Source organism: Microbacterium sp. NPDC056234, assembly GCF_042267585.1.
In the GTDB taxonomy this organism is placed as follows: Bacteria; Actinomycetota; Actinomycetes; order Actinomycetales; family Microbacteriaceae; genus Microbacterium.
Genome location: NZ_JBHJTE010000002.1, coordinates 566,387 through 579,064, shown reverse-complemented (window position 1 = coordinate 579,064; position 12,678 = coordinate 566,387). Strand labels below are relative to the sequence as shown.

Annotated in this window: 12 protein-coding genes; 3 read left to right on the top strand and 9 right to left on the bottom strand. The window is 67.2% G+C overall.

Translation table 11 applies throughout. From position 1 onward, the window contains the following. The first annotated feature begins 18 nt into the window (after window positions 1-18). Window positions 19-1,344, top strand: a complete 1,326-nt coding sequence (locus tag ACFCYE_RS08665) for a nitrate/nitrite transporter (RefSeq protein WP_376177929.1) — start codon at window positions 19-21, stop codon at window positions 1,342-1,344. Next, window positions 1,341-1,754 (top strand): GNAT family N-acetyltransferase, encoded by a 414-nt coding sequence (locus ACFCYE_RS08660; RefSeq protein ID WP_376177928.1) that lies wholly within the window; start codon window positions 1,341-1,343, stop codon window positions 1,752-1,754. The genes ACFCYE_RS08665 and ACFCYE_RS08660 overlap by 4 nt, the downstream gene beginning before the upstream one ends. Window positions 1,755-1,767: 13 nt before the next feature. Here ACFCYE_RS08660 and ACFCYE_RS08655 read toward each other — a convergent pair whose 3' ends face one another. The 9 genes from ACFCYE_RS08655 to polA form a co-directional block, all read right to left on the bottom strand. Further along, the gene (locus ACFCYE_RS08655) at window positions 1,768-2,028 is read right to left on the bottom strand and encodes a DUF6458 family protein (protein ID WP_376177926.1); all 261 of its coding nucleotides are present in this window, start codon (window positions 2,026-2,028) and stop codon (window positions 1,768-1,770) included. Between the two features lie 114 nt (window positions 2,029-2,142). Next, window positions 2,143-2,886, bottom strand: coding sequence for a formylglycine-generating enzyme family protein (locus ACFCYE_RS08650; RefSeq protein WP_376177924.1), 744 nt, complete (start codon window positions 2,884-2,886; stop codon window positions 2,143-2,145). After that, window positions 2,883-3,509, bottom strand: a complete 627-nt coding sequence (locus ACFCYE_RS08645; protein WP_376177923.1) for a YitT family protein — start codon at window positions 3,507-3,509, stop codon at window positions 2,883-2,885. The genes ACFCYE_RS08650 and ACFCYE_RS08645 overlap by 4 nt, the downstream gene beginning before the upstream one ends. Beyond that, window positions 3,506-4,261 (bottom strand): SGNH/GDSL hydrolase family protein, encoded by a 756-nt coding sequence (locus ACFCYE_RS08640; RefSeq protein WP_376177922.1) that lies wholly within the window; start codon window positions 4,259-4,261, stop codon window positions 3,506-3,508. The genes ACFCYE_RS08645 and ACFCYE_RS08640 overlap by 4 nt, the downstream gene beginning before the upstream one ends. 91 nt (window positions 4,262-4,352) lie before the next feature. Then, window positions 4,353-5,219, bottom strand: a complete 867-nt coding sequence (locus ACFCYE_RS08635; RefSeq protein ID WP_376178171.1) for an endonuclease/exonuclease/phosphatase family protein — start codon at window positions 5,217-5,219, stop codon at window positions 4,353-4,355. A 157-nt stretch (window positions 5,220-5,376) separates the two neighbouring features. Beyond that, window positions 5,377-6,726, bottom strand: coding sequence for an MFS transporter (locus tag ACFCYE_RS08630; protein ID WP_376177921.1), 1,350 nt, complete (start codon window positions 6,724-6,726; stop codon window positions 5,377-5,379). A 39-nt stretch (window positions 6,727-6,765) separates the two neighbouring features. Continuing rightward, a complete protein-coding gene (locus ACFCYE_RS08625; RefSeq protein WP_376177920.1) occupies window positions 6,766-7,794 on the bottom strand; it encodes an LLM class flavin-dependent oxidoreductase in 1,029 nt (342 codons plus the stop codon). 72 nt (window positions 7,795-7,866) lie between these two features. Then, window positions 7,867-9,540: a DUF885 domain-containing protein gene (locus tag ACFCYE_RS08620; protein ID WP_376177919.1), complete on the bottom strand. Its 1,674-nt coding sequence runs from the start codon at window positions 9,538-9,540 to the stop codon at window positions 7,867-7,869. A 36-nt stretch (window positions 9,541-9,576) separates the two neighbouring features. Further along, window positions 9,577-12,207 carry a DNA polymerase I gene (gene polA / locus ACFCYE_RS08615; RefSeq protein WP_376177918.1) on the bottom strand — a complete coding sequence of 877 codons (2,631 nt, stop codon included), beginning with the start codon at window positions 12,205-12,207 and terminating at the stop codon, window positions 9,577-9,579. A gap of 63 nt (window positions 12,208-12,270) precedes the next feature. Between polA and ACFCYE_RS08610 the strand changes: the two genes are divergently transcribed. Beyond that, on the top strand, window positions 12,271-12,675 hold the full coding sequence (locus ACFCYE_RS08610) for a hotdog fold thioesterase (RefSeq protein ID WP_376178170.1): 405 nt from the start codon (window positions 12,271-12,273) through the stop codon (window positions 12,673-12,675). The last annotated feature ends 3 nt before the right edge of the window (window positions 12,676-12,678 follow it).

Sequence of the window (12,678 nt, the reverse complement as noted above, 5' to 3'; positions counted from 1 at the left end):
GAGGAGTAGCGTAGAGAGGTGCCCTCGACCTCCGTCTCCCCCGCCGCGCCGGGGTGGCGGGCCTGGCTGATCTGGTCGGTGGGCGTCGCCGCCTACACCCTCGCGATCACGAACCGCACCTCACTCGGGGCCGTGGGCGTCGATGCCGCGGAGCGCTTCCAGGCGGATGCGTCGACGCTTTCGCTGTTCGCGGTCGTGCAGCTCGCGGTGTACGGAGGCATGCAGATCCCGATCGGCGTTCTGCTGGACAAATACGGTTCTCGTCCGATCATCACGATCGGGATGCTGCTGATGGCGGCGGGGCAGCTGGTCATGGCGATCTCGCCGAGCATCGGCATCGCCCTGATCGCACGCATCCTGCTCGGTGCCGGCGACGCCGCCGTCTTCCCGGCCGTCCTCCGATTGGTCGCGACCTGGTTCCCCGCGCAGCGTGGCCCCGTGATGGTGCAGTACACCGGTCTCGTGGGTCAGACCGGACAGCTCGTCGCCCTCATCCCCCTCGCGGCGCTGCTGCACACGACGACGTGGACCATCACCTTCGGCAGCGTGGCCGGCCTCGGCATCCTGTTCGCGATCCTCGTGTTCGCCGTGATCCGCAACCGTCCTCCGGAGCTCACTGCCGACGTGAGCGTGAACACCGACACCGGCGTGGTGCGCGTCGTGACGAGCGCGATCGACACCGGTGTCGGAATTCGCGCGGCCTGGGCGCACCCCGGCACCCGCCTCGCGTTCTGGTCGCACTTCACCACGCCTTTCGCGGGGACCGCGTTCGTGATCCTCTGGGGTATGCCGTTCCTGACCGCCGGCGAGGGGCTGTCGACTGCCCAAGCCGCGACGATCATCTCGGTATATGTCATTTCCGGAATGCTTCTCGGGCCTGTTATCGGAGACCTCTCGCGGCGCATCCCCAACTACCGGTCCGTCGCTCTCGTGCTTCCTGCTGTCGCGACGCAGATGGTGGCGTGGTCGGTGGTCATCGCGTTCCCAGCACCGGCTCCGCTCTGGTTGCTCTACGTGCTCGCCGTCGCCCTCGCCACCGGTGGTCCTGCGTCCATGATCGCGTTCGACCACGCCCGAACCCACAATCCCTCGCACCGGTTGAGTACGGCGACGGGAGTGACGAACGCCGGCGGCTTCATCGCCGCACTGATCGCGATCTTCCTCATCGGCCTCGCGCTCGATCTTCAGGGCGCAGGAACACCCGAGACGTATTCGCTTGATGCCTTCCGCATCGCTTTCCTCGCCCAGATGCCGCTGTGGCTGCTGGGCGCCGCCTTCATCATGATCGAGCGGAAGCGCACCCGCATCCGCATCGGATTGGACCCGGAACGGAGACGCTCGTGACCTTCGACTTCGCACAGGATGATGCTCGGATCGATCGCGCCAGGGTGCATTCCTGGTTGAGTGAGCAGTCGTACTGGGCGGCCGGGAGACCGCGACCGACTCAGGACGCCGCGATCGACGGGTCACGCAACTACGGCGTGTGGGATGACGAATCCGGCGTGCAGGTCGCCTACGCGCGTGTCGTGACCGATCGGGTCACGTTCGCGTGGCTCTGCGACGTGTTCGTCGATGACGCCGTCCGCGGACGCGGCGTCGGCAAGATGCTCGTCGAGGGGATCATCGCAGACCTGCAGCCCCTCGGGCTCACCCGGATGCTTCTGGCGACCGCCGACGCGCACGGTCTGTACGCGCAGTACGGTTTCGAGAATCCGGATGATCCGAGGCGCTACATGGTCCGGTCGATGTCCTGACCTCGCCGTCGGTTCAGAGCGTTCCCGGGTCGTCCGTCCGGGTCGAGCGGCGCGAGACCTGCTCCCCCGCTGCCGGATCGGTCGCGGTGCGCGTCACGACGTCCGTGCGACGACGCTTGGCGAGCAGGATCAGTCCGATGATGAAGACGACCGCTCCGGCGCCCATCAGGATGTAGCCGATCAGATCGAGGTTCGCCCACTCGACCTCGACATTGACGGCGAATGCGAGGATCGCGCCGATGACGAACAGCACGACTCCGGTTCCGATGCTCATGAGAACTCCTTCCGGGACCCGCAGGTCCGGTGGGGGCGCAGGAGCGCCTGGGATCCCTCACGATCCAGGACCCGGCGTTTTCGGACCAGGGGGTTGACACGCGGGGACGGAGGCTCAGCGCCGTGGCGTCCACCCGATCGGCCGCGCGTCATCGGTGACGGCTCGTTCCGCATCCGCTCGCGCTGACCAGCCTTGAGCTTCGTCGACGGCGTCGAAGGCCCCGCGCGCGAGTCGCATGCCGACATCCGCATGATGCATGCGGGGCGCTCCCCCGCGACGAACGGATGCTCTGACGCTCCACGCATCATCGTCGAAGCCCCCGCCGCGGAACACCCGATAGTCGTCGTATCGGGCTGGATCGAGCAGGTCCCAGCACCACTCCCACACGTTTCCGAGGGTGTCGAACAGTCCGTGCAGGTTCGGCATCTTCCCCCCGACGTCCTGGGGATGGCGCAGACCGTCCGCACTCGTCCACGCGATGTCGCTGAGCGGTCCGTACTGAGGCCCGGTCGACCCAGCCCGGCAGGCCAGTTCCCACTCCGCCTCCGTCGGCAGTCGGTATCCGTCGCTGTCGACATGCCAGGTGACCTGCTCGCCGTCGAACGAGTACGCGGGGTCGAGGCCCTCCCACTCGGATGCCGCATTGCAGAACCGCACCGCGCGCAGCCAGCTGAGGTCGGCCGCCGGGCGGCGGGGGTGCTGAGAGGCGATACCGAGCACCTCGGCAAACTGCTCCTCGGTGACCGCGAAGACGCCGATCTCGAAGGCTTCGAGCGCGACAGTGCGGTGTTCTTTCCGACGCGCGTCATGCAGGGTCACTGATCCGGCGGGGATCCGTGCGAGCTCGAGATCCGTCACCGCGCGGGCGCCGCATCTCGAACCGGCAGCCGGATGGCGAAGACCCGCATGAAGTACTGGCACAGTGGACCCACGAGCAGCGCGAAGGCCAAGGTGCCGATGCCGACGTTGCCGCCGAGCAGCCATCCGATCAGCACGACCGTGACTTCGAGAGCCGTTCGCACGATCCAGATGCGCCAGCCGGTGACGCGATGCAGGCCCGTCATGAGGCCATCGCGTGGGCCGGGTCCGAAGTGGGCACCGATGTAGAGCCCGGTCGCGGCCGAGAGGACCACGAGCCCGATCACGAAGAAACTGATGCGCACCCACAGGTCTTGCCCCGTAGGGATCAACGCCAGTCCGATGTCCGCCGCCGGGCCGACGAGCAGCGCGTTGAGCAGTGTTCCGATGCCCGGCTTCTGCCTGATCGGGATCCAGAGCAGCAGCACCACGACACTCGTGAGGATGGTGATCACGCCGAAACTCAGCGGGATGTGATTGGCGATCCCCTGCGTGAGCACGTCCCATGGCGCCGCGCCGATCTCGCCGCGGACGATGAATGCGATCCCGATGCCGTACAGGAACAGGCCGACGAGCAGTTGCGCGATGCGCCGCGGCATCCGCCGCCCGACACGCGCGGTCACTGCGGCACCAGTTCGATCCAGGCCGGATGCTTCGGCTCGCGGCCATCGCCCGACGAGGTCCGAGTGACACGGCGCCTCACCCACGGGCCGACGTGCTGACGGTAGTACGCGAACCCGCTGGGTCCGGCCGGCGGATACGCTGTCGGCGACCACCAGGCCGCCGGCGGCTCGAAGCCGAGGCCGTGAAGTACGCGTGCGGCGACGCGGTGGTGACCGGCGGCATTCATGTGCAGCCGGTCCTCGGACCAGTACGGCGACGTCGAGAGCTCCTTGTCCGGCCAGTTCAGGGCGCGGATCACATCGGGCCGCGTCTGGATGCGCCGGATCACGGCATCCGAGAGCTCGTCTCCCCTCCGCTGCACGAGCGAGCCCATCGGCAGCTGACCCGAGGGGTTCGCCCCCGAGAGCAGGATCAGGGTGACGCCCTCCTCGTCGCAGCGACGCAGCACGCGCGAGAAGGCATCGGCGATGTGTTCGACGTCGGTCCTGGGGCGAAGCATGTCGTTGCCGCCGCCGTTGAAGGACAGGTGGGTCGGTCGCAGTGCGAGTGCCGGCTCCAGCTGCTGCTCGACGATCGGCCAGGCGAGCTTCCCGCGGATCGCGAGGTTCGCGTACTCGATCGGGTGACCTGCAGCATCCGCCCAGCCCTGCGCGGCGATGTCCGCCCACCCGCGTACGCGCCCGTCCGGGAGCTCGTCTCCGACACCCTCGGTGAACGAATCACCGATCGCCACGAATCTCACTGCACTCACCGCTCCAGCCTATTGCTCGCTGTCGCGGCGAAGCACGCCTGAGCGGGTTCCTGTCCTCCGAGTCACGGAGGACAGGAACTACCCAGGCCGATCAGCGGCGCGCATCGCCGTTCGACGACGGATGCGGCAGCGCCAGTTCGACCAGCACCGGCATGTGATCGGACGCGAGAGTGGCGACCACCTCGGCGGCGAGCGGCGTCACGTCCGGCGAGGTGAGCACGTAATCGATGCGACCGATGGGGTTGTCGCTGTCGAAGGTGTATCCGGGGCCCTCGCCCACCACCGGCCAGGCATCGGCGAGCTCCTGTGTGAAGACGTCGTACTCGGCGGAGTCGGGGCGGGCATTGAGGTCGCCGACGAGCACGACCGGCATGCCGGCGGACCGGACCATCTCGTTGAAGACGGCGGCCTGATCGAGGCGGCCCTGCGCGCTTTCGTGAGTCAGGTGCGTGTTGTACACGCGGAGCTCGACGCCGCGCACGTGCACGTCGGCCTGGGCGAGCCCGCGCTGCTCGCCGCCGACGTGATTCGGCAGCGGCGTGTTCGCGCAGTCGTCCATGGGATGGGCCGACAGGATCGCCGTCCCGTATTGGCGGCGATCCGTGGCGCCTTCCGCGGGGTCGAGATCGAGATTCGCTGCGTAGCAGTACGACATGTCGAGCCGTTGCGCCAACCAGGCGGCCTGGTCGACGTAGCCGGAACGCGCGCCGAAGTGGCGATCGACCTCCTGAAGGCCGATCACGTCGGCGCCGCTGCTCTCGAGCACCTGCGCGATGCGTTCGAGGTCGAGCACGCCGTCGGCGCCCTGCGCGTGATGAATGTTGTACGACACGATCTTCAGGCTGCGCTGGGCTGCATCGGGCAGGGGCGCCGTCGTTGCGTTGGCCGCGGACGAGCCGAGCAGAGCGACGGTCGTGGCCATGAGCACGCAGGTGAGCAGAGAGGCAAGACGTTTCATCACTGGGGAGATCCTTTCGGCCCGTGCTCGGAGTGCACGGTCCTGAAAAGCCAATCGTCTGCCGATGACGGGAACATGACGCGCAGATGAGCGTGACGCGCTGCGACAGATGTTCTCGGATGCAGCGCGAGTGAATTCTCCGTGTCGCCCTCGGTCTTCAGCGGTCGTCGAGTGCTTGACCTCGGCGGTCGACGAGACCCCACGCTGCCACGGCCGCCACGACGAACACAGCCGCGAAGACGACGAACAGCAGCGGAGCACCGCCGGCGACCAGGAGCACGGGGACGAGCAACGGCGCGATGATCGAAGCGATCCGGCCGACGCCCGCCGCCCACCCTGTCCCCGTCGCCCGAAGCGACGTCGGATAGATCTCAGGAGTCACGGCGTAGAGCGCGCCCCACGCACCCAGGTTGAAGAAGGACAGCGCCATGCCCGTGGCGATGATCGCGGTCTCGCCCGTCGCCGTCCCGAACAGGACGGCGGATGCCGCCGATCCCACGAGGAAGACCGACAGCGTGAGACGCCGACCCCAGACCTCGATGAGCCACGCCGCGACGGCATAGCCCGGAAGCTGCGCGAGCGTGATGAGCAGCGTGAATCCGAACGAGCGCACGAGGTCGTATCCGGCGTCGACGAGGATGCTGGGGATCCAGATGAAGGCACCGTAGTAGGAGAAGTTCACGCAGAACCACACCAGCCAGATGCAGACCGTCCGCACGCGGAACTCCGCGTGCCAGAGCGTACCCAGCCGTGCCCTGGTCGTCGACGCAAGCGCACGGGACGGCGGCTCCTTGCGGATCGCCGGGGCCGTGACGATCCCGGCATCCGTTTCGAAAGCCGAGACGATGCGCTCGGCCTCCGAGATGCGTCCGCGCCCTGCGAGCCAACGAGGCGACTCGGGAAGGCCCCAACGGACCACCAGAGCGTAGACGGCAGGGACGGCTCCCAGCGCGAAGGCCCAACGCCAGCCGTCCTCGGACGCCGGGATCACGAAGTATCCGATGAGGGCGGCGGCGGTCCATCCGACGGCCCAGAAAGCCTCGAGGATGACGATCAGTCGTCCGCGGATGCGGCTCGGAGCGAATTCGCTCACGTATGTCGAAGCCACCGGCAGCTCGGCGCCGAGGCCGAGACCGACGAAGAACCGCAGCACCAGAAGCGCGGCGACTCCGCCGACCAGCGCGCTCGCGCCCGTGGCGACTCCGTAAATCAGCAGCGTCAACGCGAACACCTGGCGTCGACCGAGTCTGTCGGCGAGCAGGCCGCCCAGGCTCGCGCCGATCGCCATCCCGATGAAGCCCACCGATGCGATCCAGCCCGTCTCGGTCTTCGTCAGGTCCCACTGCTGCGCGAGAACCGCGATGATGAACGAGATCAGCCCCACGTCCATCGCGTCCAGCGCCCACCCCACCCCCGAGCCGGTCAGCACCTTCAGGTGACGACGCGTGAACGGGAGAACGTCGAGTCGACCCCCGAGGGAGGCGCGGCTCGGCAGAGTATCAGCCATGATCCTCATCGTAGAGCCGGGCGGCGCCTGCCCCGTGCATCAGTCCGCGAGCAGCTCGCGCACGCGCGGGATCACTTCGGTGCCGTACAGCTCGATGCTCTGCATCATCTGCTCGTGCGCGAGGGTGCCCGTGGCGTACTTGAGGTCGAAGCGCCCGAGTCCGAGCGTGCGGACCGTCTCCGCGATCTTCTGCGCGACGCGCTCCGGGGACCCGGCGTAGATCGCCCCGGCAGGACCGACGTCGTTCTGAAAGCGTGCCCGGCTGTACGGCGGCCATCCGCGCTCGGCGCCGATGGTGTTGTTCATCGCCTCGAAGCCCTCGTAGGCGGCATCCCACGCCTCGGCATCCGTGCGGGCGATGTGTCCGGGCGAGTGCACCGAGATCGGGTGCGCCTCGGTGCCGAAGCTCGCCACCGAGCGATGGTAGAGGTCGACGAATGGCGCGAAGCGGCTGGCGGGGCCGCCGATGATGGCGAGCATGAGTCCGAGACCGTGGCGCGCGACGCGGACGACGGACTCCGGGCTTCCGCCGACACCGACCCAGGTACGCAGTCCCCGCTCGGTCTTCGGGAAGACGTCGGCGTTCTCCAGAGCCGGCCGCATCGTGCCGGACCACGTCACCGGCTTCTCCTTCAGCAGCTCCACGAACAGCTCGAGCTTCTCTTCGAAGAGCGCGTCGTAATCGCGCAGATCGAAGCCGAACAGAGGGAACGACTCGACGAAAGAACCCCGTCCGAGCACGACCTCGGCGCGGCCGTTCGAGACGGCATCCAACGTGGCGAACCGCTCGTACACGCGCACGGGATCGTCCGAGGACAGCACGGTGACGGCGGTGCCCAGCCGGATGCGCTCGGTGCGCGACGCGATCGCCGCGAGCACCATCTCGGGCGCGGAGACGGCGAATTCCGTCCTGTGGTGCTCCCCCACGCCGAAGAAGTCGACGCCGACGCGATCCGCCAACTCGGCCTGTTCGACGATGTTGCGGATCGTCTGCGCGGCCGAGATCAGATTCCCCTCGGAATCGCGCGTGATGTCGCCGAAGGTGTCCAGCCCGAACTCGATGTCCATGTCAACCCTTTCCTATTCAGGTGAATGAACCACGGTGGTCGCCGCGGCATTCCCCCGACGACCACGCGATGTTCAGCGCAGCAGTGCGGTCCGCAGCGTGTCGAGTCCGACGCCGCCCAGGTCGAGAGCGCGCTTGTGGAAGTCCTTGACGTCGAAAACGTCACCCTGGCGCGCCTGGTACGCGTCGCGCACCTGCTCCCAGATGCGCTGACCGACCTTGTACGACGGCGCCTGCCCCGGCCAGCCGAGGTAGCGGTTGACCTCGAACTGCACGAACTCGTCGGACATGTTCACGTTCTTGCGCATGAACTCGAGCGCGTACTCGGCATCCCAGGTGCCCTGTCCGTCCAGGCGGGGCTTGTGCAGATGCACACCGATGTCCAGCACGACACGGGCCGCGCGCATACGCTGACCGTCCAGCATCCCGAGTCGATCGGCCGGGTCGTCGAGATAGCCGAGCTGCTGCATGAGGCGTTCGGCGTACAGGGCCCAGCCCTCGGCGTGCCCGGAGGTGCCCGCCAGCAGCCGCCGCCAGGAGTTCAGTTCCGTGCGGTTGTAGACGGCCTGTGCGATCTGCAGATGATGGCCGGGAACGCCCTCGTGATAGACCGTCGTGAGCTCGCGCCAGGTGTCGAACTCTGTCACGCCCTCCGGTACCGACCACCACATGCGTCCGGGGCGCGAGAAGTCGTCCGTGGGGCCGGTGTAGTAGATCCCGCCCTCCTGGGTCGGTGCGATCATGCACTCGAGCGTGCGGATCTCCTCGGGAATGTCGAAGTGCGTGGCACCCAGTTCGGCGACGGCCCGGTCGCTGGTCTCCTGCATCCAGCGCTGCAGCGCGTCGGTGCCGTGGAGCTTGCGCGTCTGATCGGCCTCCAGATGGGCGACAGCCTCCTCGACGGTGGCACCGGCGAGGATCTCGTTCGCGATCGCGGTCTGCTCGTCGACCATGCGCCGCAGTTCTTCGATGCCCCATTCGTACGTCTCGTCGAGGTCGATCGTGGCGCCGAGGAAGCGGCGGGAGCTCAGCGCGTACAACTCGCGACCGACGCCATCCATTTCGCCGGCGGCGCCGGCGAGGTCGGTGGAGAGAAATGACCGGAGCTCGTCATAAGCGACTCTGGCGGCGGAGGCATTGTCGGCGAGAGTTCGCGCGAGGGATGCAGGCAGCTCGCCTTCGGCGGGCGTGGCCTCGGCGACGAAGCCCGCGAAGAAGCCGTCGTCGGCCGTGTACCGCTCTATCTGCTTGGCCACCTCGACGGCCTGACGTCGAGCGGGGGTCACGCCGCGGGCCATGCCCTCTCGGAGCGTGGCGGTGTATCCGCGCAGCGCCGCCGGGATCGCGCCGAGACGTGCGGCGACGACCTCCCAGTCGTCGGTGGAGGCGGTGGGCATCAGGTCGAACACCGATCGGATGTCCTGAGGGGCCGATGCGATGACGTTGAGATCCCGCAGATGCCACTGGGCGTCATGGAGCTCGAGCTCGAGACGCAGTTCGTTGCCCAGGTCCGCCTTTGTGACTTCGTCGACGGCGTCGGCCGGCTCGAGGGCGTCCAGTTTCGCCAGAGTGCGGCGGACTTCGGATGCGTAGTTGTCCTGTCCTTCGGGACTCAGGTCGGCGTAGCGGTCGTTCGCCTCATTGCGTCCGATGTAGGTGCCGAGTGTCGGCGCAAGGAGGGTGAGGTCGTCGACCCATTCCTCGGCGACGTGATCGATCGCGGTGGGTGTGCGCGGAGTTGTGGTCATCCGCCCAGCGTACTGCGCACCCCACCGCCACCGCCGTCAGTGCGCGGCCTCGTTCCAGTCCCTGCCGCGCCCGACCTGGACATCGAGCGGCACTGTCAGTTCGGCTGCGCCCGCCATGCGAGTGCGCACGATCTGATCGGTGGCGTCCCACTCCCCCGGTCCGACTTCGACCACGAGTTCGTCGTGGATCTGGAGCAGTACGCGGGAACGCATGCCGGCGCTCACGAGGTCGTCGTGGATGCGGAACAGCGCGATCTTCATGATGTCGGCCGCACTGCCCTGAATCGGCGCGTTGAGCGCCGCACGCTCCGCATTCTCCCGCAGTACGCGGTTCGGGCTGGTGAGGTCGGGGAACGGCCGACGGCGTCCGAAGATCGTCTCGGTGTATCCGACCTCCTTCGCCGCCAGGACCGACGCGCGCAGGTAGTCGCGCACAGCACCGAAGCGGGCGAAGTACTCCAACATGAGCTGCTTGGCCTCGGCCTGCTCGATACGCAACTGCTTGGACAGGCCGAAGGCGCTGAGTCCGTAGACCAGACCGTACGACATCGCCTTGACCTTCGTGCGCATCGCGGAGGTGACATCGGTCGGATCGACGCCGAACACGCGGGCGCCGACGAAGCGGTGCAGGTCCTCGCCGCTGTTGAAGGCTTCGATGAGACCTTCATCGCCGGACAGGTGCGCCATGATGCGCATCTCGATCTGCGAGTAGTCGGCGGTCAGCAGTGTCTCGTACCCTTCGCCCACTTCGAAGGCGCTGCGGATACGTCGCGACTCCTCCGTGCGGACGGGGATGTTCTGCAGGTTCGGGTCGGTGCTGGACAACCGGCCCGTCTGGCTGCCGGTCTGCACGTATGTCGTGTGAATGCGGTGGTCATCCTTGATCGCGGTATCGAGCGACTCGATGATCTGCCGCAGCTTGGTCGCCTCGCGGTGCTGCGACAACTGCTCGAGGAACGGGTGCGGGCTCTTCTCCTGGATGTCGGCCAGCGACGCGGCATCCGTCGAATACCCGGTCTTGGTCTTGCGCGTCTTGGGCAGCTGGAGTTCTTCGAACAGCACCTCCTGCAACTGTTTGGGCGAACCGAGGTTGACCTCACGTCCGATGGTCGCGTAGGCGTCCTTGGCGATCAGGTCCGCTCGCGCCGCGAGCTCGCCGGAGAACATCGAGAGCACATCGTGTGACACGGCGACGCCGGCGATCTCCATGTCCGCAAGAGTCAGCAGTGTGGGCAGCTCGATGTCGGTGAGCACGGTGGCCACTGATTCAGCGATGTCGTCGCGCAGGGCCGCGGCGGTACGTCTGGTGAACCACGCCTCCTGAGACGGCGTGGCCCCGTCGGTCTCAGGGACGAGCTGGGTCGGATCCGCCTCCGGCAGCTTCTCGCCGAGATAGCGTTCGACGAGGTTCCCGAGCGTCTTGTCGGGGAAGCTCGGCCGCAGCATCCAGCCGGCGAGGATCGTGTCGTACGCCAGGCCGCCGATGCGGATGCCGGAGCGCAGCAGCGCCTTCACCTGAGGCTTGGCCTCGTGCATGATCTTCGGCGAATCGGACTCCAGCCAGGAGCGAAGGGCCTCGGCTGTCGCCTCGTTCCAGTCGGCCTCGCGCAATTCGTCGGCAGCGGCGACGCCGATCCGGATCGGCAGACCCGACGCCAGGACCAGCGTGACGGCGAGCTCGTCGCTCTGGGATGCGAGCCAAGTGGCGATCTCAGCGGCAGAGGATTCCACCGGGGACGGCAGCACGACCGCGGGCGATTCATCAGCGACTGCCCCGGCTCCGACGGCCTCGAAAACGCGTGGCAGCAGCGTGCGGAACTCCAGCCGGGCGAAGATGTCGCGAACGGCCTGCGCATCGATCGGTGCGACCGTGAGATCGGCCGGTCCGAACGGCAGTTCGACGTCGGTGAGCAACCTGTTGAGCTTGCGGTTGCGTCGGACGTCTTCGATGTGATCGCGAAGGTTGCCTCCGACGACGCCCTTGATCTCGTCCGCGCGCTCGAGCAGTTCATCGAGGCTGCCGAACTGCGTCAGCCACTTCACCGCTGTCTTCTCGCCCACCTTGGGCACGCCGGGAAGGTTGTCGCTGGTCTCACCGACCAGCGCTGCGATGTCGGGGTACTGCTCCGGACGGACGCCGTAGCGCTCCTGCACCGTGGTCGGATCGTAGCGCTTCAGCTGCGACACGCCCTGCACCGACGGATACAGCAGCGTGACCTCGTCGTTCACGAGCTGGATGGTGTCGCGGTCCCCGGAGACGACGAGGACGTCGAACCCCTGCGCGGAGCCCTGTTCGGCCAGGGTCGCGAGAATGTCGTCGGCCTCGATGCCCTCTTTCGTGAGCACCGGGATGGACATCGCGGCGAGGCAGTCCTGCAGCAGCGGGATCTGCCCACGGAACTCCTGCGGCGTCTCGGACCTGGTGGCCTTGTACTCGGGATACTCGTCGGTTCGGAACGAATGCCGTGACGTATCGAAAGCGATCGCCATGTGCGTCGGCTGCTCGGCCTTGATGAGGTTCACGAGCATCGAAAGGAAGCCGTAGATGGCGTTCGTGTGCTGATTGTCCTTCGTGGTGAAGTTCTCCACCGGGAGGGCGAAGAAGGCACGATAGGCGAGCGAGTGGCCGTCGACGACCATGAGGGTAGGCTTTGCGGAGTCCGTCACGCTGTCAGCCTAACGAGGACGACAGACACGCGCTGAGGAGGATCGGTGAGCGACAGCATCCAGATGAACGGCCTGGAGTGGGCGACCGCCCGCGGCATGGGAGCCCTGGCCGAGAAGATGGGGATCGAGTTCACCGAGTTCGCAGTGGAGCGAGCCGTCGCGACCATGCCGGTCGAAGGCAACACGCAGCCTGTCGGTCTCGTGCACGGCGGCGCCTATGTCGTGCTCGGCGAGTCGCTCGGATCGATGGCCGCGAACCTGCATGCCGGTCCTGGAAAGCTGGCCGTCGGGGTCGACATCAATGCGACGCACACGCGTTCGGCCACGTCGGGCGTCGTCACGGGGGTGTGCACCCCGTTGCATCTCGGACGCAGCATCACCGTTCACGAGATCGTCGTGTCCGACGATCAGGGCCGTCGCTGCTCGACGATCCGGATCACGAACATGATCAAGGACCTGCCGGCCTGACCA

What these genes read in the sequence shown, in the direction of transcription:
- ACFCYE_RS08655 (WP_376177926.1), bottom strand. Translation starts at nt 2,028, where the DNA reads ATGAGCATCGGAACCGGAGTCGTGCTGTTCGTCATCGGCGCGATCCTC.
- ACFCYE_RS08635 (WP_376178171.1), bottom strand. Translation starts at nt 5,219, where the DNA reads ATGAAACGTCTTGCCTCTCTGCTCACCTGCGTGCTCATGGCCACGACC.
- ACFCYE_RS08630 (WP_376177921.1), bottom strand. Translation starts at nt 6,726, where the DNA reads ATGGCTGATACTCTGCCGAGCCGCGCCTCCCTCGGGGGTCGACTCGAC.
- ACFCYE_RS08625 (WP_376177920.1), bottom strand. Translation starts at nt 7,794, where the DNA reads ATGGACATCGAGTTCGGGCTGGACACCTTCGGCGACATCACGCGCGAT.
- ACFCYE_RS08620 (WP_376177919.1), bottom strand. Translation starts at nt 9,540, where the DNA reads ATGACCACAACTCCGCGCACACCCACCGCGATCGATCACGTCGCCGAG.
- ACFCYE_RS08610 (WP_376178170.1), top strand. Translation starts at nt 12,271, where the DNA reads ATGAACGGCCTGGAGTGGGCGACCGCCCGCGGCATGGGAGCCCTGGCC.